The organism is Sinorhizobium sp. CCBAU 05631 (assembly GCF_002288505.1).
In the GTDB taxonomy this organism is placed as follows: Bacteria; Pseudomonadota; Alphaproteobacteria; order Rhizobiales; family Rhizobiaceae; genus Sinorhizobium; species Sinorhizobium fredii_C.
This window is the reverse complement of the sequence record NZ_CP023064.1, coordinates 266,403-290,941: the sequence shown is the minus strand read 5'-3', so window position 1 is coordinate 290,941 and position 24,539 is coordinate 266,403. Positions and strand designations below refer to the sequence as shown.

Below are 24,539 nucleotides of genomic sequence, written 5' to 3'. Positions count from 1 at the left end.
CCTGCCGCGGGAGGAGGTGCGGCAGGCTTTCCTAAAAGAACCGAACAGCGACTTGGGAGGAGGAGTGCCGCTGTTCCAACAGACGTCCTACTGGGAGGAGGAGTGGGCCGTCTGAAATTCGAAGCGTTGCGGGAGGAGGAGCATCGCTTCGGTGAAAATGATCATAGTGCGACAAGCGCCGTCCGCCAGAGTTTATGCTGCACTGCAGGTATGCATCAGCCGCAACAGTCTTTGGGACACATGCGTTACAGCCATCAGGCCCTAACCGATCGAAAGCAGTGAGGTACTTGGTTGGTGGGTCTGCCTCAGGGTATCGATAGATTTCGGACCTGAGATACCGCAGTTCGCCTTCCAGTTCCGGTTCATTGACCTCGATCCACCAGGATTTCGGGCGCACGTCGCTCCCGTCCGACCACCGGTAACCGCGGGTCTTGAGGTGATCCTTCATGTCGAAGGGGCTGTTCTCGGCAAAAATGCGCACCCGTGAGCGCTGACTTGTGCTGTAGAGCTCCGCAAATGCTGTCGTGGAGTGGGAAGCTGTTTCCCGAGCGAGTGCTTCCAGCGGAGCAAAGCAGTCGTCGACCGCTCCATGGCCATCATGAAAGAAGCGAGCCTGGCCAAGCAGTTAGCCGAGTTTCGTTCCCTCGAATCCACGTGAGGACCAGTCGATCTCGGAGTTGGAACAGGCCTATGCCTTGCCTGAAAAAGTCAACGAAAAAGCATCGCAAAACGGGCGGTCAAACCCGCGTTATGAGCGATGACCAGGTCGGCGGGGTCGATTAGCGTTCCCAATGCCCTCATGTCGATGAGCTGTCCGGCCACCATCTCATCGGTGATGCCTGTCAGCTTGGTGATTTCGCCAGGAATGGAAATGCTCGGCTGCCGCAAACCACCATAGAGGCCAGTGACGTCGCCGATGTTGCCACGCTCGTCAAACGTGAAGGCAATTGCCCCTATTTCGATGATCTCATCCTTGCGATGGTTGAGCCGGGTTGTTTCGGTGTCGAGGATGACGCCCTTCAGCGGAAATTCAGGCCGAACGCTTGTGATGACCGGGCGGGGTTCGAGTTCCTCAGAATGCGATACCGCCCTGTAGAGATCAAATGGGCTGCCATTGCCTCTTCAACCGCTGCCGGCGGTGTGGATCGCTTATGATGCAGCGCCCGCGCAGCCTTCTCGGGTCGAGCGACAACATCGTCGGAAAACATATCGATTTGTGCAGTCATCCTGCAGTCTTGAGCGCCGAAAGGTACGGACGTATCACGCACGCGCACTCAAGTCATGTTCAGCTCGACAGCGCCGAATCCAATCCAGCACTCTAGATCGGAAACGCATAGGACTCTTCTGATGTCTCCATGATATACGCAGAGGGCAAAGAAGCCCAGAGGGAGGGGTCCCCGATAGCTGGAGAGAAGCGGTTAACGCCGCTCTGAAACAAGAGACCAACCCATCCAGTCGAATGAGAAGTTCGTCCGCGGCAGAGGAGGAGAAAACATGCCAGGCAAGAAAATTCTCATGCTTACCGGTGATTTCACCGAAGAATACGAAATCTTCGTCTTCCAGCAGGCCATGGAGGCCGTCGGTCATACCGTCCATATCGTCTGCCCGGACAAGAAGGCCGGCGACATCCTGCGCACGTCCCTGCACGACTTCGAAGGCGACCAGACCTACACCGAGAAACTCGGCCATAATGTCGTCATTAACAAAACATTCGCGGAAGCAGAAACTCAACTCGACGAGTATCACGCCGTTTACTGCGCCGGCGGCCGTGGTCCGGAATACATCCGCACAGACAAACGCGTGCAGGCGATCGTGCGGCACTTCCACGAAAAGCAGAAGCCGATCTTTACGATCTGCCACGGCGTGCAAATTCTGATTGCCGTCGACGGTGTCGTGCGCGGCAGGAAGGTCGGCGCTCTCGGCGCCTGCGAGCCGGAAGTTACGCTGGCCGGCGGCACCTATATCGACCTCTCCCCCACCGAAGCCTATGTCGACGGCACGATGGTATCGGCAAACGGCTGGACGGCCCTTGCTGCCTTCATGCGGGAGTGCCTTAAGGTTCTCGGCACCGAAATCTACCACAATAAATAAGACTGCGAGCCCGGCACACGATCGTGCCGGGCTTCGTCTTGGCGCGGGAGGTTGCCCGCCCGCTATGCCGCCCCGCGATTCCAGGCGCGCCCTCTGTTGCCGAACATCTCGTATCCGTCACTCGTGACGGCGAGCGTATCCTCGAGCTTGATGAAACCGCGCTTCGGGTGAAGCATCGTCGTCTCGACGGAAATGACCATGCCTGCCTCCAGAGGCCGATCCGCGTCCACGCCTTCATAGGCGACCGGGTGGTTGGTCATCAGGAAGGGTGCTTCGTGGCTGATGAGACCCATGCCGTGGCAGAAGAAGTCGGTAAAAGAGGCCGAAGGCAAGCTTTTCAAAACCGCTTCGGCCGCAGCGATCATCTCGCGGCCGAAAGCGCCGGCCCTGATCCTGGCGAAGGCCGCCTGCTGGATCGCCTCCACTTCAGCCAGCAGGTCCTCAAGCTCTAAATCGGGCTCGCCGAGAACGCCCATGCGGCAAAGGTCACCGATATAGCCGTGATAGTTGCCACCGGAATCGATTGAAAGCACCTCGCCCTTCGCCCACGCCTGCGGCGAGGCGGCGCGGTTGTGACTGGCGCCGAGGGTCAGCAGGCAATATTCGAAGTGGAGCCCGCGATTGGTCTCCTCCCGCCTGAGGCGTTCGATGATCTCGCCCTTCGTGGATCCCTCCCGTGCCGCCGCGATGGTAGCGAGCATGGAATCGGTTATCAGTTCGGAGGCAAGCTTGAGTTTTTGAAGCTCCTGCGGTGTCTTGATTGCGCGTAGTCGCTCCAGCGTATACGTCGCATCCACGAAGCGCGCTTCTTCTAGGCGAGAAGCCAACAGGTCCCGCGCATCGGAAGGCAGGAACGGCGGCTCGATGCCGATGCGAGCACCCGCCTTGCCGATCTTCTCCAGGTGCTCGACGGCAAGTTCTGCCGCATCGAGCGTGCCCCAGGTCGCCGTAAGCACGTTGGGTGTCCAGAAGGGCTTGTTCTGGTGTTCTCCCCCTTCCATGCGGTTGCCAACATAGGCTGAGTGGTCGGGTGAGCCCTTCTCATAAACGACGATCGGCAGATAACGGCTGTGGCCGATCGCATCCATTGCGGCGAAGAAGATGAACTTGTAGCCACCGAGCAGGTACTGCGTATTGTGCTTGGAGGTGGCGAGCAGCACGTCGATGCCCGCCTCCTCCATAAGCCTGTCGAGTTTAGCCGCATCGAAAGGCGGTTCCACCGCCCGCGCTTCGCTTGGACTGATGTTCACGGTTTTCTCCTAAAAGCCGTTGCCGCGCGCCTCAGGCACCTGCCGGGATTAATCGGAAATCCGGCAGGCCGCGAAGCGCACGCTCGGGGCCGGCCGGCGAATAGACGACAAACAGTTGCATCGGCCCGGGTCCCGTGTTCTTCGTCGAGTGGAACCGGCTTTCCGGTACATAGACCGTGCAACCCGGCCCGACCTTCTGCGTCACCGGATTGCCGTTCTCGTCCTCCACCATTTGTTCGCCCTCGCCCGAGATGACGAAGATGATCTCCTCAGAGCCGGGATGATTGTGACGCGCATGCCCCTCACCGCTCGGCAAGTCCACCACACCACCCGAGAAGCGCTCGGCCCCGTTCACCTCCGGCGCGACCGTCAGTGCGAGGCGGCCCCAGTCGAAGCCGAAGCTGTCGACATCCTTCGGATAGAGAAAATATTTGTCCTTCGCCATGCCGCGGCCTCCTCCCGCATCTTGCTCGCTTCAGACCACCGTACTGATGGCAAGCGCCTTGAAGTCTTCCGTCTGCTTGCGGATCGCCACCTCGGCTGGCAGGCGTTCCATGGAACTTGCGCCATAAAAGCCATTGCAGGCTGGGCAACGATCCAGGATGTAGCGTGCATCCTCCGGCATCGAAATCGGTCCCCCGTGGCAAAGCACGATGACGTCCTTCCGTACCGAACGTGCGGCCGCCGCTATCGCGTCGATTTCGCTCACGCAGTCGTCGAGCGACACCGCGGACGTGGCGCCGATCGCGCCTCCCGTAGTAACGCCCATATGAGCGACGATGATGTCTGCACCGGCCTTGGTCATCGCAATCGCTTCTTCCTCGTTGAAGACATAGGGCGTCGTCAGCAGGTCGAGCCGGTGGGCTTCGGCGATCATGTCCACCTCGAGACCGTAGCCCATGCCGGTCTCCTCGAAGCTCTGCCGGATCCGCCCGTCGAAGAGGCCAATGGTCGGGAAATTCTGTACGCCGGAAAAGCCCATAGCTTTTAGGTTCGCGAGAAACTGCGGCATGAACACGAATGGGTCGGTGCCATTTACGCCGGCGAGTACCGGTGTCGCCTTCACGACCGGCAGCACCTCCAGGGCCATATCCTTGACGATCTCATTGGCGTTTCCATAGGCGAGCAGACCGGCCGCCGAACCGCGGCCCGCCATGCGGTAACGGCCGGAGTTATAGATGATGATGAGGTCGATGCCGCCCGCCTCCTCGGCCTTGGCCGAAATCCCTGTGCCGGCCCCGCCGCCGATGATCGGCTTGCCGGCGGCGATCATGCCGTGGAACTTTTCAAGAATGGTCTTGCGGGGGATTACTGGCATCGGCGTCTCTTTCAGGGGTTGGCGATGTCTCGGTAGGCGGCGACTGCGGCCTCGGCGAACTGCGGATCGTTGATGTGGAGCGGAAGCCATTCGATGCGGCGCGCGTCGGTTGTTTCGACGGTGGCTTCCAGTGCCTCGAAAAGCGCCGCATCCGCCGCAGGATCGAAGAAGGCGCCGCCCTCAATATCGAGCGCCGACACGCCTCTCTCCGGGATCAGGAACCGGAGTGGGCCCTTGCAGAGGTTCAGCTTTGCGCCAATCCACCTTCCGATCGCGGCGCACTCCTCCGCCGTTGTGCGCATGAGCGTGACGTTGGGGTTGTGGCGGTAGAAGATCCGGCCGGCATAACGCTTCGGCACCGTGTCGGGTGCCCAGAAATTCACCATATCCAATGCTCCGACCGAACCGACATAGGGCAATTCGGTGCGCGCAATTGCGCCGAAACGATCCTCCGTCGCCGGCAGCACGCCACCGAAGAGAAGATCGGAGACCTCCGTGGTGGTGATGTCGAGCACACCCGAAAGAAGACCGCTGTCTGCAAGCTTCTCCATCGCGCGTCCGCCGGTGCCAGTGGCGTGAAAGACAACACAGTCATGGTCGGCCTTCAGTCGTTCGACCATGGCAGTCACACAGGGCGTCGTCACACCGAACATGGTAAGGCCGAGAGCTGGCTTCGAGGCCGTTTCCTTCGCTGGCCGGTTAGCCATGGCGGTAATCGCTTCGGCCGCGTTGTGCAGGATCGTGCGGCTCACACGGTTGAGCCCAGCCATATCGGTAATCGACGGCATCATGATGATGTCAGAGACGTCGACATAAGGTGCCACGTTGCCGGAAGCGAGCGTCGAAACCATGACCTTCGGCAGCCCGAGCGGCAACCTGCGCATGCCGGCAGCAATGATCGACGTCCCGCCGCCGCCACCGATCCCCACCACGCCGGCGACGTCGCCCCGCGTGGGAAGAAAACGCGCGAACGCCTCGCTCATCGCGGCGACCGCGGTCCCGCGGTCGTCGCCCGAAAGCACCGCAGCGGGACCGTCCGGATGCACGGACGCCACGGTTTCGGCGGAGATATCGACCGCAATCGTGGGACGACGCGTGCCGACATCGACCAGAACAGGCCGCCCGCCCGCCGCCTCGATGCAGGAAGCAAGATAACCGAGCTCCTCCCCCTTCGTATCGGCCGTGCCGACGACGTAGATTTGCTTCATCTCTCCTCCCCGGCGGCCCTGGCCCTCCCTAGCACTTGCCGCCTCATGCCGGCCGGTTCGCCGGCGCTTGCAAATTTATGAGATGCGCGTATCATAAAGACATGGATATCTCACGTCAACAGAGTGAATCCCCCTTGCGCAGCGAGCGCGGTCCCCGGGCCCGCACACGCAAACTCATGCTGGAGACCGCGACGCGGCTGATGCAGTCCGGCATCACGCCCTCGGTGAGCGAGGTCGCGGAAGCCGCCGAAGTTTCGCGCGCCACCGCGTATCGTTATTTTCCGAGCCAGGCGGCGCTGGTTCATGCGGTGGTGGACGAGGCGCTCGGCCCGATCCTCGACTGGCGCTCCGAAGCGCCCGATGCGCGGACTCGCATTGCCGATCTTCTCGCGACCGCCATGCCGCGCATCGACGAGTTCGAGGCAACCTTCAAGGCGGCACTGAAGCTTACGCTTGACCAATGGGCGCAGCGCCAGGCCGGCACGCTTGGTAACGAACCGCAGCTGACGCGCGGCCACCGCGTCGAACTCCTGCGACAGGTCACCGCCCCTCTCGAGGGCAAGGTGTCCTCCGAAGCCCGCGAGCACCTCGCTCAGGCGCTCTCGCTGGTGTTCGGTGTCGAGGTGCTGGTCGTGCTGAAGGACATCTGGGGGCTCTCAGCCGAACGCGCGCAAGCCGTTGCCGAATGGGCGGCGGCGGCCTTGGTCGAGGCGGCGATTCAGGAGGCGCAAACCGCGGCATGACACCGCGCACTCTCCTCGCAACTGGTTTAACCAATTTAGCTTATACACATGTATGGCTGCTGATGGAGAAGATGGGTAAATTGAACTGCTTGGCAGGCATGGCAGGCTGCGCACCGTCGAATTGAGATCTAGACAACGAGACAGGGACCTTGACGCTCGCTAGCTTTGGTAATACCAGATTGGTGCTGCGGCCCGTTAGGCGTGAAATCTGGCACGACGCACGTTGGGTCGAGGAGGACCCCGCCCGCAGAAGCGCCAATCAGGAGGATTTGACAGACGGACCGCCGCGGGAAGGCGGCGGCGTGTACAAAAGGGGAGGAAGTATCATGCGCAAGACAGTGGCCGGCTTGTTGGCCAGTATCAGTTTAATGTTTGCCAGCGGGACATCCGCGCAATCGCAAGAACTGACGATTTTCTGGGCCGAATGGGATCCGGCCAATTATCTCCAGGAGCTCGTCAACGAATACGAGGCCGAGACGGGCGTGAAGGTCACGGTCGAAACGACCCCTTGGGCGGATTTCCAGACGAAGGCGTTCACCGAATTCAACGCCAAGGGCTCGGCCTATGACATGGTCGTCGGCGACTCGCAGTGGATCGGCGCCGCATCGGAGGCCGGCCACTACGTCGACCTCACCGAGTTCTTCAATAAGCACAAGCTGAACGAGGTGATGGCTCCTGCCACGGTGAAGTACTACTCGGAGTATCCTGCGAACTCCGGCAAGTACTGGTCGATTCCGGCTGAGGGCGACGCGGTCGGTTGGTCCTATCGCAAGGACTGGTTCGAAGACCCGAAGGAGATGGAAGCCTTCAAGGCGAAGTATGGCTATGACCTCGCCCCGCCGAAGGATTGGAAGCAGTTGCGCGACATCGCCGAGTTCTTCCATCGTCCGGACCAGAAGCGCTACGGCATCGCGATCTATACCGACAACTCCTATGACGGTCTCGTAATGGGCGTAGAGAACGCCATCTTCTCTTTCGGCGGAGAACTCGGCGACTACAGCACCTACAAGGTCGACGGGATCATCAACTCGGAAAAGAACGTCAAGGCTCTGGAAACCTACCGCGAGCTTTACGGCTTCACCCCTCCTGGCTGGGCCAAGTCCTTCTTCGTCGAGAACAACCAGGCGATCACCGAAAACCTGGCAGCGATGAGCATGAACTACTTCGCCTTCTTCCCGGCGCTGGTCAATGAAGCATCGAACCCGAACGCGAAGGTCACCGGCTTCTTCGCCAACCCGGCCGGCCCGAATGGCGACCAGTATGCCGCGCTCGGCGGCCAGGGCATTTCCATCGTCTCCTATTCCGAAAACAAGGAAGAGGCGATGAAATTCCTCGAGTGGTTCATCAAGGACGAGACGCAGAAGCGCTGGGCCGAACTCGGTGGTTACACGGCAAGCGCCAAGGTGCTGGAGTCGGAAGAGTTCCAAAACGCGACGCCCTATAACAAGGCCTTCTATGAGACCATGTTCAAGGTGAAGGACTTCTGGGCAACGCCCGAATATGCCGAGCTGCTGATCCAGATGAATCAACGCATCTATCCTTATGTGACGGCGGGCCAGGGCACGGCAAAGGAGGCGCTCGACGCTCTCGCCAAGGACTGGAACGCGACCTTCAAAAAGTACGGCCGCCACTAACGGGTAAGACATCGCGGGAGGGGCCTGGCTCCCTCCCCCTTCTTCAACGGCACCGAACGATACTCGCGCGGACGCGGCGTCGCGCTCCTGAAATGCGCAACAGAATGGCGCAAGTGCGCCCGGCGCTGGGCTCTCGGAGGAGGAGCACATTGGCCACCGTGGTTATGACATCGCTGGATTCGAAGTCGCGCGCGGCTTCGCGGGGCTTGAGCGACATCAAGATTCGCAATCTCTTCATCATTCCGACGATCCTGTTCCTGATCGTCTTCAACATCTTCCCGTTGATCTACTCTCTCGGCTACTCTTTCACCGACTTTCGTGCTTCGACGAACGCTCCGGCCGCCTTCGTCGGCCTGCAGAACTACCGGGAACTGCTGAACGACCCATTCATCTGGGCGAATTTCGCCATTACGGCGAAATACGTGATCGTGTCGGTTACCGGTCAGGTTGTCGTCGGTTTCGGCACGGCGATGCTGCTCAACCGCGAGATTCCGTGCAAGGGTCTGATCACAACACTGCTTCTGCTGCCGATGATGCTGTCAATGGCGGTGGTCGGGCTCTTCTGGAAGCTGCTCTATGATCCATCCTTCGGCATCATCAACTACGCGCTCGGCCTCGGCTCTTTCGAATGGCTGGCGAATCCCGACATGGCACTCTACGCCGTCGCCATCACCGACATCTGGATGTGGTCCCCCTTCGTGATGCTGCTCTCGCTCGCCGGTCTCTCGGCCGTGCCGAGGCACCTTTACGAGGCGGCGGCGATTGATCGGGCGGGACCGTTCTACACCTTCTTCCACATTACCCTGCCGCTCGTGGCACCGATCCTCATGATCGCGGTCATCTTCCGCACGATGGAGGCGTTCAAGACTTTCGACCTCGCCTATATCCTCACGAGCCAGCCGACCACGGAAGTGATCTCGATTCGCCTCTACAAGATGGCGTTTCAGGAATGGCAGACCGGCCGGTCCTGCGCGCTCGCCTACATAGTGCTGATCATGGTGCTCGCGATCACCAACATTTATGTCAAGTATCTCAATAGGGTGAAGGAGCGCTGAGATGGCGGCCGTCCAAACTCGCTCCGAGCGCGCGCTAAATCGGCTGGCGATTGGCGCCGTACTTGTCATCACGCTGCTCTTCCTCGCCCCGATCTACTGGATCACGTCTACTGCCTTCAAACCGCGCAACCTCGCGACGACGATCCCGCCGACGGTCATTTTCGAGCCGGAGATCTCGCCCTTCGTCAAGCTCTTCACCAAGCGCTCTCAACTGCGTGCAGCACCGGAGCCAGAAGACTATGCCGTCGCACCATGGTGGGAACGGCTGGTCTTCGACGGGGGTGAAAAGGTGGTGCGCTCGGGGCGCGGAGAGGTGCAGCTATCCGGTTACCCCAACCGCTTCATGAATTCGCTGATCGTCGCGATCACCTCAACGGTGCTCGCCGTCAGCATGGGTACCTTCACAGCTTACGGTTTCTCGCGGTTCAAGATGAAGGGCGAAGCGGACCTGTTGTTCTTCATCTTATCGACACGCATGCTGCCGCCCGTGGTCGTGGCAATCCCAATGTTCCTGATGTACCGGGCTGTCGGGCTGAACGACACCCATTGGGGTCTCATCATCCTCTACACCGCTTTCAATCTCTCCTTCTCGGTCTGGCTGATGAAAGGCTTCATCGACGAGATTCCGAAGGAGTATGAGGAAGCGGCGCTCGTCGACGGCTACACGCGTCTGCAAGCGTTTTTTAAGATCGTGCTGCCTGAGGCTGCCACAGGCATCGCCGCGACCGCCGTCTTTTGCTTCATCACAGCGTGGAACGAGTATGCTTTCGCGCTGATCATGACGAACCGGCGCGCGCAAACGGCACCGCCCTTCATCCCGAGCCAGGTCGGCTCTGGCCTTCCGGATTGGACCGTCATTGCCGCAGGTACCTTCTTGTTTCTGCTACCGGTCGCCATCTTCACTTTCCTGCTCAGGAACCATCTCCTGCGCGGCATGAGTTTCGGAGCGATCCGCAAATGACCTTTCGTGCCATAAACCGGAAGTATCTTGAGCCAGGCTCACAGTTCCTGATGATATTAGGCATTATCGCGCTGTGCCAGCCATGGAACCTGTTCCTCCATCGCTACGGGCTGACAATGACGTTAGTCGGGCTGATTGCCTTCATGATCACGTCCAAGATCCCGCCGGAACAGAAAACTGACGAGAGCAGGAATCCATGACGCAGATTGAATTGCGCGGCATCGAAAAGCACTTTGGTGCCGTTCAGGTCATCAAGAACCTCAATCTCGCCATAGCCGATAACGAATTCATCGTTCTACTCGGCCAGTCCGGCTGCGGCAAGACGACGACACTGCGCGCGATCGCCGGGCTCGAAACGGTCGATGAAGGCGACATCCTCATCGACGGTCGGCCGGTGCAGCACTTGAAGGCATCGCACCGGGACATCGCCTTTGTATTCCAGTCCTTCTCGCTCTACCCACACATGACGGTGTTCGAGAATATCGCGTTCCCGCTCCGCGCCACGCGCGGCAACCCTGCGGATATCGAGCGCGAGGTCCGGGCGGTTGCAAAAACACTGCAGATCACCCACCTGCTCGCAAAAAGGCCCTCCGCTCTTTCAGGCGGCGACATGCAGCGCGTGGCGATCGGCCGAGCACTCGTTCGGCGTCCCAAGGCGATGCTCATGGATGAGCCGATCGGCGCGCTTGACGCAAAGCTCCGCGAAGAGATGCGCGCCGAAATCAAGCGGCTCCATATCAAACAGGGCTCGACCACGATCTACGTCACGCATGACCAGGTCGAAGCCATGTCACTCGCCGATCGTATTGTTGTCATGCACGAAGGAGTCCTGCAGCAAGTCGGCACCCCCCATGAGGTTTACGCTCGTCCGGCCAACATGTTTGTCGCGCAATTCGTCGGGAGTCCGGTCATGAACATGGCTGAGGTGACGATTTCCGCGGATGCGGGGCATGCACGCGTCCAGGTCGGAGGTGCTTCAACCGCCTTCGATCTTCCCTCCAGTCTCACGGCCCAACTCGCTGCCGCCGGGGTCAAAAACGGCAATATCACCCTCGGCGTGCGACCTGAAGGGGTTCTCGTCTCACGGGAAGCACGCGAGGGCTTCGTGCCCGTGGAGGCCCATATCATCGAACCGCTCGGCTCGCATGACATCGTAGACCTGCAGGTTGGTCCCCAGATGCTGCGGGCAAGGACGAAAAGCGGCTTCGTAGCCAGGCCAGGCGAGGCCGTCTGGGCCCGAATTAATCCCACCCAGGCGCATTTCTTTGACAGCACGACCGGCACATCTTTTGGGATCAGGCTCTGATGGCGCACATTGAACTCAAAGGCATCACCAAGACGTTCGGAGGCCATACCGCCCTGAAGGATCTCAGTTTCGAAATTGCCGACGGAGAGTTTTTCGTGCTGCTCGGCGAGACGGGCGCCGGCAAGACGACGACCCTCAGGCTGATTGCCGGGCTTGAAAAGCCGACGGGCGGACAGATCTTCATCGACGGCGAGGATGTCGCCGACTGGGGCGCCGCCGAACGCGACGTGGCGCTTGTGCTGCAGCAGTATTCGCTTTACCCCCGCTACACGGTCCGCGAGAACCTCGAATTCCCGCTCAAGTCTCGCATCCGGTGTGTCGAACCGGCCGAAATCAAGGAGCGTGTCGCCCGCGTCGCAAAGACTCTCCGCATTGAGCATCTGCTCGACCGCAAGACGGATCGCCTGTCGGGTGGCGAGATGCAGCGCGTTTCCATCGGGCGGGCGATCGTGCGCAAGCCGCGCGTCTTTCTGATGGACGAGCCCCTCTCCGCCCTCGATGCCAAACTTCGCGAGGCGCTCCGCACCGAGCTCAAGAACCTCCAGATGAATCTCGGGGCAACCTTTCTCTTCGTGACCCACGATCAGATCGAAGCCATGTCGATGGGCGACAAGATCGGCGTACTCAACAACGGCCATCTCGTTCAGACCGGCACGCCGCAGGAGATCTATCGCAATCCGGTCAACACTTTCGTTGCACGCGCCGTTGGCTCGCCGCCGATGAACCTGATCTCCGGCAGGCTTGCGGGCAATGAGGCCATCGCGGACCAAGGCTACCGATTGCCTTTTGACGCGGCGCTCGACACGGCGGTTGACGGACGGCCCCTCACCTTCGGCATCCGCCCCGAGGATCTCTTCCTCGAAAGCGGCGCCCCCGGCGAGGCCCGCGTGCATGACGTCGAAAATCATGGGGTCGAGAAGATCGTCACTCTTCGCACAGGCAACCACTTCTTGCATGCGACGGTGCCTGCTCAGACCGACCTCGAGATCGAGGAGCCTGTTCGCTTCTCCTGGGATCCGGAAAAGGTCGTGCTCTTCGACGGGGGAAGCGGGATGAGCCTGCGCCACGCCCGTTGACCCGTCATCGGCGACACCGGGATCGGCTCCATCCTGCTCGTGGCTCCCGCCCATTTGCCCGTCATTCACGCGACCATGGAATGCGTGTCCCATCTGGAACGGGCGTAATCCCATTGCCTTACGCCGGAAACCGTCGCCTATAGTGTTCGACGACCTCAGGGTTGCGGAGGCTGACAGGCAACTCGCCTTTCAAAATGCGGATCGCTTCGGCCGCAGCGCCTGTTCCCATGCGCATCATGCTTTCGTCAGTGATGCCGGCGAGGTGAGGCGTCACGATCACATTGTCCAGCCGGAAGTAAGGATGCTCGAGCGGCAGGGGCTGAGCAGAGAACACGTCAAGGGCAGCGCCGCCGATGCGGCCCAACTCCAGCGCCTCAATCAATGCTGCGTCATCCACGACCGGACCGCGCGCCACGTTGACGAGGATCGCACCCGGCTTCATGCCCGCAATCCGCTCGCGGCTCAAAAGCCCCGTCGTCTCGGGCGTGAGCGGGCAACAGAGAACGACGATGTCCGACGTCGAAACCAGATCGTCGACCGAAAGAAACCGCACACCGCCAGGCAGGCTTTCGGGCGAGCGGCTGTTGGCGACGATCTCCAGGCCAAACCCGTGTTTCGCGACCCGGAAGACCGCCTTTCCCACGTTGCCCATGCCGATGATGCCCATGGTACGGCCGGCGAGGTCGAGTGCTCTCTCCGCGTGGACTCGCCCGGCACCCCACCCCCTGCTTCTGAGATCTCGGTCCAGGGGACGGAACCGGCGCAGCAACGCCAGCGTCACCATGAAGACATGCTCCGCCACAGTCGGCGCATTGACGGCCGGCACGTTGGCGATAAGCACACCGGCCGCCGTGGCCGCGTCATAGGGTATCATGTCAAGCCCCGCGCCGTGCCGGACTGCCGCGCGCAGGGCCGCTGTTTCTTCGAAGAAGGCGGGCGGAATCGGCGCGCGCACGATGACGATCGCCGCACCCTCGCCTTCACGCAGCAGCGTCTCGGGATCGGGAGCGGACGCGACGCGAAGATCGGCCGCCGCCTTCAGCATGGCCTCGGCGTCGCGGTGCAGGGGATGGGTCGAGAAAATGAAACTCATCGGCCTCCTCATTACCGATCGGGGACTATTCCGCGGCTGTCGCTGGTCCGCCGATGAGGCCCTTCCAGTAGCTTTCCGCGCCCTGTAGATGCGCATTCATCAAAGCCTGGGCGAGATTGCCGTCGCGTGCGAGCAGCGCCTCGTAGATACGGATATGTTCTTGATGCGAGCGGCGGCTGCGGGCGATATCTGCGAAGTAGATGGGAAGTCGCTGTTCGCCCATTGTGTAGTAAACGCTGCAGACACGGTGAAACACGCTGTTCTTCGTCGCCCGAACGATCTCCAGGTGAAAATCCCGGTCCTCGCGCGCGAGGCCCTCGCCTGCAGCGATCTTCGCCTCGGAGGCGGCGAGAATCTCGCGCAGGCGTATGTAGTTCTCCTCCGTCGCTCGCGCGCAGGCGAGTTCCGCCGCCTTGATCTCGTGGATCTTGCGGAGCTCCACCGTCTCGTAGATCACGATCGGGTCCAGTGGCACGCCGGCACGCGCAAAGAGTGCGATCGCCTCGACGCTCGCCTCCGTTGTCGTCAGGTAGATGCCCGACTTCGCCCGGCGCTCCACGATGCGCATGGCTTCCAGGATTGCCAAAGCCTCCCGAAGCTGCCCGCGGCTGACGGCGAAGTGCTCGGCGAGCTCTCGCTCCGATGGCGTTCGCCCGTTGCTGCTCGAACTCGTGAATAGATGGGCAGCTAGATCGGATAGCAGATTGTTTTCTTTCATGGTTACAGTCTTAGCGCGTAAGTCTCCAGGACGCGCTCGTTGATCGTAAATCCCAAACCGGGTTTATCAGGAATCTCTATCATACCGTCCCTCACAACCACAGTCTCCTCGACGAGATCGTGGATCATCGGGTTCGCGCCAACGGAATATTCGATGACAAAGCTTGCCGGAGAGGCAGCGCAGATGTGCAGGCCCGAGAAGAAGCAAGGGGCACCGGCCCACAAATGGGGGGCAAAACGGAGATTGAAGGCACTGGCGATCACACCAATGCGCATTGCCTCCGTGATGCCGCCGCAGAATGCCGGGTCGGGCTGGAAGATATCAGCCGCGCGCAGCATCGCCAGATCGCGGAAGGCGAAACGGGTGGCCTCGCTCTCGCCCGCCGCGATCGGCACCCTTGAAGCAGCGCGCACTTCCGCCATTCCGGCCTTGTCATCCGCGATCACCGGCTCCTCGAACCAAGCGAGGTCGCAATCCTGGACGAGTTGGATGAAGCGTTTCGCGTCGGCAACCGTATAGGTGCCATGCGCATCGACCATGATATCCACGGAGGGGCCCAGCGCCTTGCGGGCAGCACGCACACGGGCGGCCGAGACATGCGGCGCGCGGTCCATTGCGCCGACCCTCATCTTGACCGCCTTGAAACCGCCATTGGCGATGTAGGACTGCAGCTGGCCGCCGATCTTTTCGGCGTTCTCCCAGCCGCCGGATGCATAGGCACGCAACCGGCTCGCCTTGCGCCCGCCGAGAAGCTTCCACACCGGCACGCCCAGCGACTTGCCGAGAATGTCCCACAATGCGATGTCGACGGCACTGATCGCGGCAATGGAGAGGCCCCGGCGCGAGAGTTCCGGCATCGCATGCCCCGACATCGCCGCTGTTTCGTGACGCACCCCGTTATAAAGCATCTCCCAGGTAGCGGAGATGTCGGCGGCGTCGCGGCCGACGAGCCGCGGGCCCACCTCATGGTTGAGCATGTGCACCAGCGTGCCGTAAGTACCGGCGCTGCCTGCAGCATTCTTGCCTTCACCCCACCCTACGATTCCGTCATCTGTTTCTATGCGCAGGATCGCCGCGTCGAAGGTTGTCAGGCGTCCGAAATCGCTGCGGTGCTGCCGGCTCGCTTCGATCGGTATGCGAACCCACCAGGCTTGGACCGTCTTGATACGCATTTCAAACTCCCCAACCTCGCGGCGCGCCGGCCGCAGGGCATGCTCGGACCGGGCCTCACTTGATCAGCGGCAGGATGGTCTCGGCGGTGATCCGCATCTGGTCATCGTAGAACCTCTCTGTCAGCAGGCTCGATCCGTGGTCCTGGATGAACTTCAGCTGCTCCGGCGGGATATCGACCGGATTGCGTTCGACCATGTCGGGATATTTCGCCGCCGGTGTGCGGTCGACCGGCGCCACGAACTCATTGGTGAGCGCGCCGTCGTAACCGATCTCCTTCAGAGTTGCGACGATCTTCGGCCAGTCGAGATGGCCAAGACCTGCCGCAAAGCGGTTGTTATCAGCCACATGGAAATCGAAAAGCCGGTTCCCGGCGAGCCTGATCGCCTCATACATGTCCTCTTCTTCGATGTTGAGGTGAAAGGCATCGAGGCAAACGCCGCAATCGGGATCGACCGCCTCGGCCAGCGCAAGCGCTTGGGCTGCACGGTTGAAGAGATAAGTCTCGAACCGGTTGAGCGGCTCGATTGCCAAGCGGACGCCCTTCTTTTGGGCATGGGCGAAGCATTCCTTCGTCGCATCCACGACCCACTTCCATTCGTCCTCCTGGGTGCCATCTGGAACGACCTTGCCGACGGTCGCCGGTACGAGGGTGACAATTTGGCCCTCGAGTTCGCTCACCATCGTTATGACGCTCTTCACGTAGTCCACCGACTTTGCGCGCTGGCCCTCGTCCTTGGCTGCGAGGTTGCGCTCGCCGAGCGTCAGCGTCACCGCACCCCAGCAGCGAATGCCGTGTTCCTTGAGCAGCGCGCGAGTGTCGTTGACGTCGTACTGGGCCGGCTCGCCTGAAATCTCGATGCTCTCGTAGCCGTATTTCTTGATGCGTTTCAGCGTGACGGCGAGAGGCTCCGCCCGCATCCAGTTGTGCGTCGAAAGGTGCATAAACGTCCTCCCAAATTGTCGTTGCCCCCGCACCGACGGGGGACCTTTTCCTTGCGGTACGCCCTATCTGGTTTGGCCAATTTCTCCCCGTAAGAAGCTCTATCGCAATTTAACGTCACCCGCAAGCGATCCACAAAGCCCCGCCTCGCGCCGTTTCTCCTTGTTTCTTCGGATTCCGGGTGTCTTTGTCGATGGGCGCCTCCTGGATATTAACTGTCGGCTTGACCAAGTCTGCACTTTTGGTATGACCAGACTGCTACGGGAGACGCACGAACACTGGCGAAAATCTGGAGGGGACGATGAAGGTCGGCATGTGCATGTTTCTCTGGACGACGAGCGTCGGGCGGAAACATGAGGCGCTACTCCGCGACATCAAGGCGACGGGATTCGACGGCGTCGAGATTCCAATCTTCGACGGCACGCCCGACGACTACCGTCGGCTCGGCGCCCTGCTGGATAGGATAGGGCTGGAGCGCACGGCCGTCTCCGCCATGAGCAACCCTTCCATGAACCTGATCTCGCCTGATCCGGCGACGCGCAGGCGCGGCATCACCTACATGCAATGGGTCATCGACTGCGCGGCCGCCCTCGGCGCTGACACGTTAAGCGGCCCGCTACATTCCACGCTCGGCCAGTTCTCCGGCACAGGGCCGACCGCCGCGGAGCTAAAGCGGTCGGTTTCCTCGCAGCGCACGGTCGGGGACCATGCTGCCAAACGCGGCATCACCGTAGCGCTCGAGGCGCTGAACCGCTTCGAATGCTATCTCGTCAATACGATGGACGACCTGGCCGACCATATCGATGCAATTGGGCACCCCAACATTCGTGCCATGTACGACACTTTTCACAGCAATATCGAGGAAGCTGATCCCATCGGAGCCTTTACCCGCAACAAGGACCATATCGTACACGTCCATATTTCGGAGAACGACCGTGGCGTGCCGGGCCGCGGGAACATCCCGTGGTCCGAGACTTTCGAGGCGATACGCGCGAGCGGCTATGACGGCTGGCTGACGATCGAGGCTTTCGGTCGTGCATTAAAGGACCTTGCGGCCGCAACGAAGGTCTGGCGCGATTTCTCCGAGACGCCCGAAGCGGTCTATCGCGATGGATATCGTCACATTCGCAACGGATGGCGGGCAGCGGCATGACGGGCGCCCTGCCGATGGAAGAGATCATAGAGGCTCTAGTCGGAATGGCCCTGCGCGGCATCTCCCCGCATGAGATCAGGAACGGCGAAAGGAGACATTCGGGCGAATTCAGCTGAGCCGCCACTTACCACAGCAAAGCCGCTGTCCGGTCGCTTCGCATCCCTGAAGGTTTTTCGATGCGGGCCGGAGTTTGACGTCTGCCGCTGGCGTTGGCGGCCCACGTTGACAAACCTTGGAAGGAGAAGCCGCGGAGGCTGGGTGGGACCTAGGGGGAAAGCAAGGGGCCGCGGCGTGTGTTGTGGACTTCGGCGCTGACGTCAGAAGCAAAAGGGCGGGGCATGGCTCTCTCAGAGTGAGCGGGATCGCCTCAGCGCCTGGCGGATCATCTTGTTTGCCCGTTTCCGCTCCAAGCAGAGCGCGGATCTTTGCGACATTGGTCTTGCGCCCCCCACTAGCCAGCAGGCCGTAGTGACGGATGCGGCGGGAACCGTCGGGCAGCACATGGAGCAGGAAGCGACGGATGAACTCGTCGGTGGCCAGCCGCATGACCTTTTGTCGGTCGGCGGTCTTGACCCGGTAGTCCTTCCAGCGGAAAGTGACCGCCTCGGCATCGGCGCTGATCAAGCGGCTGTTGGAGATCGCCACCCGGTGGGTATAGCGGCTGAGATAGGCCAGTACGGCCTCGGGACCGCCGAAAGGGGGCTTGCCGTAGACGACCCATTCGGATTTGCGGACGGGGGCCAGCCAGGCGGCGAAGGCGTCAATCTCTGCAAGCCCGGCCAGATCACCGTAGAACATCAGATCGCAGCAGCCGACAGAACCCGCACGGGCAGGAAGAACCCGGGGGCGGCATGAGATCCAGCGCCTGCCATCCGGCGACAGCCCGCCGCCGGGCACGATGATGTGCACATGCGGGTGATGGGTCAGCGCCGATCCCCAGGTGTGCAGCACGCTGGTTGTGCCGATGCGCGCGCCAAGGTGCCGGGTATCGGCGGCGATGGTGCTCAGCGTCTCGGCCGATACCCGAAGCAGCAGGTCATAGACAGCCTTCTTGTTCCAGTAAGCGATCTGGGCGCTCGGCCCGCAGGGCGAAAACCACGTGGAAATACTCGATCGGCAGCAGGTCTTCGGCACGGGCCAACCAGTCCCGCGCCGCGGGTGCTTGGCACTTCGGGCAGTGCCGGTTCTTGCAGGAATTATAGGCGATGTGGTTATGCCCGCACTTGGTGCAAGCAGCCACATGCCCGCCGAGCGCCTCGGTTCGGCAGGCTTCGATCGCCGCCATGACCTTGAGCTGGGTCAGGCTGACATGCCCGGCATTGGCTCGCCGCCACGCAGGACCATAGGCTCGGAAGATGTCAGCGACCTCCAGCTTTTGCCGGGACACCCCGCCGCGCGCTTCATTCCAGCCGACGCCTCAGGGTCAGATCCCCCATAAGTCGCCACCCGGTCGTTATTTGGAGACAGGGCGAAGGTCCGTTCCATCGGCATGCTGGTCATTCTGGCACCGAAGCTCCTATGGCGACAATCCACCCGTCTTCGACGGTGTTGAACGCGAAGAGTCGACCAACAGCAGTCGTACGGCCAGACCCCGATCAGCGGCCACAATCGGCCCTGAGGAGACCTTGCTGTCTTCAAGATTGAATGACCGCTTCGCGCCCTATATCGGTCATCGGGGCCGCAGTGGCTTCTTTCCGAAAGCAGACGTCACTCACTCTGGCCCCCGAGGGCCATTACGGCGCGCGTAATGCATCCTTGAGATCGATACACAGCAATCCGGCAAGCCTCACATCGCTGACGCCGATCGAGACGGCCAATGGCCAGCCGCGCCGACCCGCGAATGCGACCTGAGCCCACCGATTGACAATTTTTGAAAATTTGCCCTTCTTGTCGTGTCTCAATCCTCAACTGGAAAGGGACGACAATGCGCAGAACCTTTTATGCTTCTCAAAGCATCTATTCGGAACCCGGCCCGTATCGCGAAACGTTGATGGGCGGTGGTGGCGAACCGAACCTGATCGCCGGGTGGATTAGCTCATTCATGCAGCATCCTCGCGGGTTTGAATCCAAAATACGAGGCTTCAAACCTCAACAAATAGCCGATCTGGAGCTTCGCTCCGTGGCCGAAATTCTGTCGGTCGCCGTGGAACGCAAGCTGCTTGAAAGCGATGCCGCGCAGCCTAAGGTGGGCGGCGTATGCCGGGATTTTGCCATGATGGTGGTGAGTAGTTTTCGGGAGCGCGGCACCCCGGCTCGCCTTCGTGTCGGGTTTGCGGACTATCTGGTGCCTGACCATTGGGAAGATCATTGGCTTTGCGAATGGCACGACGGCAGGCGTTGGAAACGGCTTGATGTGGAGTTTGAGGCTATCGGGGGAGTTTCTTTCGACACCCTGGATGTGCCGAGCGAGCGGTTCATTACAGCAAGCGAGGCATGGTTTCGGATCATGGGCGATCCGGAGTTGGCCTCGCGATTTGGCGTATCGAGCCTCAACCTTGCGGGGGAGTGGTTCGTCGCGGGAAGCCTGCTGCGAGAAGTGGCAGCCCTGCGTAAGCTAGAGCTGAAACCATGGGACTACTGGGGTCTCTCGAAGGACCTCTCCCCCAATTCAACCGAGTTGTCTTCCCAGGCGAGAGCAACATTAGACCATCTCGCTTCACGGCTCAGGACCGCTGCTGTTGATGGGGATGACGAGCCGGAAACTATCGCCGACTGGCCTTTGCCAGACGAGGTTATCAGCTTCCCTCGCGGCGAACCTATGACTGTTAGGTTGCATAACTCCCAAATTCGCGACAGTAACTTTTTGGCCCTTTAGGCTATGCCAGTCGTAGCAGGTAGCCGGATGTCCGCAGCAGGTATGCGGTTCGTCACCCAAGGCAACTAGCCTTAACGTTCGTGGAAGTGTCTCGCGCGCGTATTCTGTGACATCCTAACTGACGTAAGGCCGTTATGCATCGCGGCCTTTCTTGATAAAGCGCTTTGCTAACGCCCACGCCAAGATGCTTCGGGGGCAGAAACAATTCAGCAAGGATCGGGGCCTTCGACTTGATTGCTATGAATCCCATGACCTCTGCACCAGCCTCAATCATCGTAATGGTCCAACGCTAACCATTTCCTCATCACCGGCCTTCGCGGTCATCATAGCTAGGCATCACTAGCGGCCAACATTTGGCAGGCTTGCGTTGTGCACTTCAGCGATGAAGCGCGCTTCATCCGAGCGAGTTGGACATAGCGATGCACAGACAGTCCGAAGGTCGCCATGAACTGCCGGTGGAAATGATATTTCGAGAAGGCCGCGACATAACTCATGGTTTCCAGGTCGAGTTCGTCGTTCAGATGCTGGTCTATATGGTCTAGCACCCGCTCCATCCGGGCATGGTAGTTGCCTAGCGCTATCTTCATCGTCCTGTCCTCCATGGCCATACCAATTAGACGACCGCGCTATGCTGCGCTCGACCGATCTTGCGGTTTGGCACGAAAAGGAGGATCACGAACGGACGCTTGCGGGCAACCTCAGTTTCAAGATGAAAGCCGGCCTGCGACGTCGGCAGTCGACAAGATCACTACCGCCGAGAGCTATCCTCGTGGCGCTGCCGAAGCCGCCTGTCCGGAGACCGGCCAAGTCGGCAGAATGTGCAGGTGTATAGAATGACCGCAATTGGGGAGCGAAGCGGACTTTGCAAAAGAGTTTGTCGCGACTATCCGGACTTCCAGAGTTCGACCACGCTTATGCAGGCAGGCCATTGAACGTGCGCAGAATTCTGTCGAGCAGCCTCTCCGACATAAAACGCCGCAGCGAGCGCACCTGGCTCGACTGCTTGCCCGCCGAATAGCGCAGCTTCGGCTTTTGGCATTGGCGGCCTGTTTTTCGTCAGTCGCCAGTTGGAATTGCTTCGGCTGGCCGGGATCGTGAACCGCGAGATCACGGCCTTTGTCGCCCAAGGACGCGCCTGCGACGAGTAACGGCAATGAACGCCATAGAGAGGAGGGTAGTGCATATCGGAAGCCAGTGGAGGGACTTCGCTCTGGACGCCGATAATGATAATCGTCTCTGCCGGACATCACGACATCCTTTTACAAGGCGAGTCGGACAAGAACTTGAGGTCCCAGAGTTCCCCAGAAGGGACTTAAAGGCGCTGCTCTCGGACTCTCAAAGGGGTCATCGCGGTAGCGACGGCTACCGGTGCTCGCCCCCGCGAACCGTTACAGCGTCAGACCGCCGCTGGGCTGCTGAAGACAGCGGGCTTGATCGACGTCGACGTTCTCTAAATCTCGCTAGCCGCTCGGGCGGGTCGAGGAATATTACCAGCAAAAACGCCGCGGCCATGAATATGTACGCCGGAATACCCGTTTTGGCGCTCGCAAGAAAAGCAATCCAGATCGCAACCGCCATATACACGCCGATTGTGAAGGGGCTCGAAATTGCGCGCCAAGCGGTTTCTAAAACGCGTTGTTTCCATCCGGTGTTTGATGCCATAGCGGAAGACCCGATAGACCCGAGTTGATCGACAGCCGTCGTTCGCGGCCTTGCTCCTGACAGTATCTGGAACAAGCAGCAACACTCGCAATGGGCGCAGGACCTTTGCCCCTGGGAGTCGGACTAAGGTCCTATGGATGTGAGTTGGCAGACTGATTTAGAAACCAACTCAACACATGAGCGTTGACCCGGCACCTGGCGCAAGGAGACTGAACATGAAAATCGCGACCATGTTAGCCGCCGCCGGCATAGCATTGACCGCCTGTGCGGGGACCGCACTGGCCGATCCTTGGAAAGATGAGAGCGGTCATGGCCGCTGGCGTTGGCGCGGCTATTATGACGAACCCCGATACGAGCGGAGAGCCTACAAGGAAGAGTATCGTCGCGGCCGCTGCAAGATCGAGCGCAAGTGGGACGACGACGGGTACAAGGAAGAAATCAAGTGCAAAGGCCGCGCGCGGCCGATCTACGGTTATTACCACTATTAAGCCGTGCCGCAGAGTACTTGGAAAAGAGAGCGGTATCCTCTGCCCCCTCGGAGAGATGCTGCTCTATTTTGGCGACGTCAGTAGCGGTCACACCCCAGGGGCCGGCGTCACTAATTTTTGCCTGCAATCTGATTTATGCGACCCTTCAAGCTCCCAGACCCGGGAAGCAGCTCGCGAGCTGATCCTTACGGGTCGCTGGGAGACGTGACGCCCGCCTTTACCCAACTGCCAAACCACCCCCGTGCCTACCCTCACACTGACGATCGACGGCGCGTGAACGGCGCTCAACCCCACCTGAAAACCGCACCTGCTCACGGCCGTGCTCTGATTGTGAACGAGCAATCCGGAACCAATTTCCGGTCCACGAGTTCTTTGCGCGGGGATCAATTCAGGTCTTCGGAAGAGGTAAACACATGAAAAATCTGACTTTTGCTGCGGCAGCGCTGCTGAGCGCTGTGGCCACGGCAGCGTTTGCGCAAACGACTCCGTCTTCGGAGGGCAATACGCCGGCAATCGCGGCTCCCGACACGCAGAACCCGGCGGCGCCGGTTGAAGGCGCCAACAGCTTTACCGAAGCTCAGGCGAAGGAGCGGATCGAAGAAGCCGGGTACACCGACGTCAATGGCTTGAAGCTCGACGACAAAGGTGTGTGGCAGGCAACTGCCATGAAGGACGGCAAATCCGTGGCCGTCGCCCTCGATTATCAGGGCAACGTCACAGCGCAGTAATCGCCCGAAACGGGCTTTACCAAAAGGAGAACGATAATGCGAACCGTAACAGGGCTATTTGACGACTACGAAGATGCCCGCGACGCCGTCAGCGACCTCGAAGCCGCCGGCGTGCCGTCAGATGATATCAGCATCGTTGCAAACAATGCTGATGACCGCTACTCGACCGAAGGCTCGGACGCAGCCGAAGGCGCGGGAACTGGTGCCGGCCTCGGCGCCGTAGGAGGCGGGGTGGTCGGTCTGCTTACGGGACTTGGCTTGATGGCCATTCCCGGCGTTGGCCCTGTCGTCGCGGCAGGATGGCTGGCGGCTACCGCGGCCGGGGCGGCAGCCGGGGCTGTTGCTGGAGGCGCCGCCGGAGGATTGATCGGTGCATTGACGGATTCCGGCGTCGATGAGGAAGACGCCCATGTCTATGCCGAGGGCGTTCGCCGCGGCGGCACCTTGGTGACCGCAAGGGTCGATGACAGTCTTGCCCTCAAAGCAGAGGCCATCCTGCAGCAACGCAATCGCGTCGACCCTGCCGCCCGCAGGAGCGTTTACGCGGGGGAAGGATGGACGCGGTTTGACGACAGTGCCGACCCATATACTTTGGAGCAGGTTCGGCGCGAGCGCGAACGCTATCGCAGTATGATGCCATAGGCACCTGCCTCAGCAGGCACTCGCCTCGCAAAGCCCCTGCTCATCACGCAGGGGCGATTGTGATTCAACAACGGCGTCGAACTTTCACGGAGGTAGCGCTGCGTCCACAGTGTACATCCTCGCAATCAAGCCGTGCACAGGGCTCATGACGAACGGCTCCCCTCGACCCTCCTGCGACTATGGGGAACGGGAAATCGACCGACAGCAGCCGCCTGGAGGAGAGGAGTACTCTGCTGACTAGACGCCGTAGGCGGTGGAACCCACCACTCCCAACGGCCCAACGGTCTGCACGTCGAATTCAGGCCCACAAATGACCTGCCTTTCATTCGGACTGTGAGTCAGCAGCTGAGGTGATCGAGCGGAGCGCTCGTGCATGCGATGTCGGTTGGCAAACTCGCACCCCACTAAACTGTTTGCTATTGTAGTTGGACCAGCATCCATCCGGGTGAGCTTAGTGCTGTTTAGATCGAGGTCGGTAATTGCCA

21 protein-coding genes and 4 pseudogenes are annotated in these 24,539 nt (G+C 60.5%); 13 read left to right on the top strand and 12 right to left on the bottom strand.

The window, feature by feature from the left end:
* Nucleotides 1–265 precede the first annotated feature (265 nt).
* Nucleotides 266–1,226 (bottom strand): annotated as a pseudogene (locus tag SS05631_RS20910) (3'-5' exonuclease); the annotation flags it as partial.
* Between the two features lie 268 nt (nucleotides 1,227–1,494).
* On the opposite strand from SS05631_RS20910, the gene SS05631_RS20905 reads away from it, so the two are divergent.
* Nucleotides 1,495–2,091 (top strand): DJ-1/PfpI family protein, encoded by a 597-nt coding sequence (locus SS05631_RS20905; RefSeq protein ID WP_037418681.1) that lies wholly within the window; start codon nucleotides 1,495–1,497, stop codon nucleotides 2,089–2,091.
* Nucleotides 2,092–2,153: 62 nt separating this feature from the next.
* Here SS05631_RS20905 and SS05631_RS20900 read toward each other — a convergent pair whose 3' ends face one another.
* From SS05631_RS20900 to SS05631_RS20885, 4 genes are read right to left on the bottom strand one after another with little or no spacing between them, the layout of a single operon-like run.
* Nucleotides 2,154–3,341 (bottom strand): Xaa-Pro peptidase family protein, encoded by a 1,188-nt coding sequence (locus SS05631_RS20900; protein WP_037418679.1) that lies wholly within the window; start codon nucleotides 3,339–3,341, stop codon nucleotides 2,154–2,156.
* Between the two features lie 31 nt (nucleotides 3,342–3,372).
* The gene (locus SS05631_RS20895; protein WP_037418676.1) at nucleotides 3,373–3,786 is read right to left on the bottom strand and encodes a cupin domain-containing protein; all 414 of its coding nucleotides are present in this window, start codon (nucleotides 3,784–3,786) and stop codon (nucleotides 3,373–3,375) included.
* Nucleotides 3,787–3,816: 30 nt separating this feature from the next.
* Nucleotides 3,817–4,659 carry a phosphoenolpyruvate hydrolase family protein gene (locus SS05631_RS20890; protein ID WP_037418672.1) on the bottom strand — a complete coding sequence of 281 codons (843 nt, stop codon included), beginning with the start codon at nucleotides 4,657–4,659 and terminating at the stop codon, nucleotides 3,817–3,819.
* 11 nt (nucleotides 4,660–4,670) lie between these two features.
* Nucleotides 4,671–5,867 carry a Tm-1-like ATP-binding domain-containing protein gene (locus tag SS05631_RS20885; protein WP_037418670.1) on the bottom strand — a complete coding sequence of 399 codons (1,197 nt, stop codon included), beginning with the start codon at nucleotides 5,865–5,867 and terminating at the stop codon, nucleotides 4,671–4,673.
* Nucleotides 5,868–5,968: 101 nt separating this feature from the next.
* Between SS05631_RS20885 and SS05631_RS20880 the strand changes: the two genes are divergently transcribed.
* From SS05631_RS20880 to SS05631_RS20850, 7 genes are all read left to right on the top strand, one after another.
* Nucleotides 5,969–6,610 carry a TetR/AcrR family transcriptional regulator gene (locus tag SS05631_RS20880; protein ID WP_037418667.1) on the top strand — a complete coding sequence of 214 codons (642 nt, stop codon included), beginning with the start codon at nucleotides 5,969–5,971 and terminating at the stop codon, nucleotides 6,608–6,610.
* A 326-nt stretch (nucleotides 6,611–6,936) separates the two neighbouring features.
* Nucleotides 6,937–8,244 (top strand): extracellular solute-binding protein, encoded by a 1,308-nt coding sequence (locus tag SS05631_RS20875; RefSeq protein WP_037418665.1) that lies wholly within the window; start codon nucleotides 6,937–6,939, stop codon nucleotides 8,242–8,244.
* 149 nt (nucleotides 8,245–8,393) lie between these two features.
* Nucleotides 8,394–9,299, top strand: a complete 906-nt coding sequence (locus SS05631_RS20870) for a sugar ABC transporter permease (protein ID WP_037418663.1) — start codon at nucleotides 8,394–8,396, stop codon at nucleotides 9,297–9,299.
* Between the two features lies 1 nt (nucleotide 9,300).
* Nucleotides 9,301–10,260 carry a carbohydrate ABC transporter permease gene (locus SS05631_RS20865; protein WP_037418660.1) on the top strand — a complete coding sequence of 320 codons (960 nt, stop codon included), beginning with the start codon at nucleotides 9,301–9,303 and terminating at the stop codon, nucleotides 10,258–10,260.
* Nucleotides 10,257–10,460: a hypothetical protein gene (locus SS05631_RS20860; RefSeq protein ID WP_037418656.1), complete on the top strand. Its 204-nt coding sequence runs from the start codon at nucleotides 10,257–10,259 to the stop codon at nucleotides 10,458–10,460. Before SS05631_RS20865 ends, SS05631_RS20860 begins: the two co-directional genes overlap by 4 nt.
* Complete coding sequence (locus tag SS05631_RS20855; protein WP_037418654.1) at nucleotides 10,457–11,566, top strand: ABC transporter ATP-binding protein; 1,110 nt, start codon at nucleotides 10,457–10,459, stop codon at nucleotides 11,564–11,566. The genes SS05631_RS20860 and SS05631_RS20855 overlap by 4 nt, the downstream gene beginning before the upstream one ends.
* A complete protein-coding gene (locus SS05631_RS20850) occupies nucleotides 11,566–12,642 on the top strand; it encodes an ABC transporter ATP-binding protein (protein ID WP_037418651.1) in 1,077 nt (358 codons plus the stop codon). Before SS05631_RS20855 ends, SS05631_RS20850 begins: the two co-directional genes overlap by 1 nt.
* Before the next feature lie 118 nt (nucleotides 12,643–12,760).
* On the opposite strand, the gene SS05631_RS20845 is transcribed toward SS05631_RS20850, so the two are convergent.
* The 4 genes from SS05631_RS20845 to SS05631_RS20830 are packed head-to-tail and all read right to left on the bottom strand — an operon-like array spanning nucleotide 12,761 to nucleotide 16,568.
* Nucleotides 12,761–13,735: an NAD(P)-dependent oxidoreductase gene (locus tag SS05631_RS20845; RefSeq protein WP_037418648.1), complete on the bottom strand. Its 975-nt coding sequence runs from the start codon at nucleotides 13,733–13,735 to the stop codon at nucleotides 12,761–12,763.
* Nucleotides 13,736–13,760: 25 nt separating this feature from the next.
* Complete coding sequence (locus tag SS05631_RS20840; RefSeq protein WP_037418645.1) at nucleotides 13,761–14,453, bottom strand: FadR/GntR family transcriptional regulator; 693 nt, start codon at nucleotides 14,451–14,453, stop codon at nucleotides 13,761–13,763.
* Between the two features lie 2 nt (nucleotides 14,454–14,455).
* Nucleotides 14,456–15,625 carry a mandelate racemase/muconate lactonizing enzyme family protein gene (locus SS05631_RS20835; protein ID WP_037418642.1) on the bottom strand — a complete coding sequence of 390 codons (1,170 nt, stop codon included), beginning with the start codon at nucleotides 15,623–15,625 and terminating at the stop codon, nucleotides 14,456–14,458.
* 55 nt (nucleotides 15,626–15,680) lie between these two features.
* Nucleotides 15,681–16,568 (bottom strand): sugar phosphate isomerase/epimerase, encoded by an 888-nt coding sequence (locus tag SS05631_RS20830; protein ID WP_037418639.1) that lies wholly within the window; start codon nucleotides 16,566–16,568, stop codon nucleotides 15,681–15,683.
* Between the two features lie 299 nt (nucleotides 16,569–16,867).
* Here SS05631_RS20830 and SS05631_RS20825 point away from each other — a divergent pair, with 299 nt between their 5' ends.
* The gene (locus SS05631_RS20825) at nucleotides 16,868–17,719 is read left to right on the top strand and encodes a sugar phosphate isomerase/epimerase (RefSeq protein WP_037418637.1); all 852 of its coding nucleotides are present in this window, start codon (nucleotides 16,868–16,870) and stop codon (nucleotides 17,717–17,719) included.
* A 408-nt stretch (nucleotides 17,720–18,127) separates the two neighbouring features.
* Here the strand turns inward: SS05631_RS20825 and SS05631_RS20820 are convergent.
* Nucleotides 18,128–19,106: pseudogene (locus SS05631_RS20820) on the bottom strand (IS91 family transposase); the annotation flags it as partial.
* Nucleotides 19,107–19,643: 537 nt separating this feature from the next.
* Here SS05631_RS20820 and SS05631_RS20815 point away from each other — a divergent pair.
* Nucleotides 19,644–20,534, top strand: a complete 891-nt coding sequence (locus SS05631_RS20815) for a transglutaminase domain-containing protein (RefSeq protein ID WP_037418634.1) — start codon at nucleotides 19,644–19,646, stop codon at nucleotides 20,532–20,534.
* A gap of 383 nt (nucleotides 20,535–20,917) precedes the next feature.
* Here SS05631_RS20815 and SS05631_RS20810 read toward each other — a convergent pair.
* Both SS05631_RS20810 and SS05631_RS32040 read right to left on the bottom strand, forming a co-directional pair.
* Nucleotides 20,918–21,121 (bottom strand): annotated as a pseudogene (locus tag SS05631_RS20810) (AraC family transcriptional regulator); the annotation flags it as partial.
* Nucleotides 21,122–21,446: 325 nt separating this feature from the next.
* Nucleotides 21,447–21,569 (bottom strand): annotated as a pseudogene (locus tag SS05631_RS32040) (short-chain dehydrogenase/reductase); the annotation flags it as partial.
* An 842-nt stretch (nucleotides 21,570–22,411) separates the two neighbouring features.
* On the opposite strand from SS05631_RS32040, the gene SS05631_RS20795 reads away from it, so the two are divergent.
* The 3 genes from SS05631_RS20795 (at nucleotide 22,412) to SS05631_RS20785 (ending at nucleotide 24,054) form a co-directional block, all read left to right on the top strand.
* Nucleotides 22,412–22,684 carry a hypothetical protein gene (locus SS05631_RS20795; protein WP_037418625.1) on the top strand — a complete coding sequence of 91 codons (273 nt, stop codon included), beginning with the start codon at nucleotides 22,412–22,414 and terminating at the stop codon, nucleotides 22,682–22,684.
* Between the two features lie 413 nt (nucleotides 22,685–23,097).
* Entirely contained in the window at nucleotides 23,098–23,412 is a 315-nt protein-coding gene (locus SS05631_RS20790) for a PepSY domain-containing protein (protein ID WP_095678058.1), read from the top strand.
* 36 nt (nucleotides 23,413–23,448) lie between these two features.
* A complete protein-coding gene (locus tag SS05631_RS20785) occupies nucleotides 23,449–24,054 on the top strand; it encodes a general stress protein (RefSeq protein WP_095678057.1) in 606 nt (201 codons plus the stop codon).
* Nucleotides 24,055–24,539: the final 485 nt, after the last annotated feature.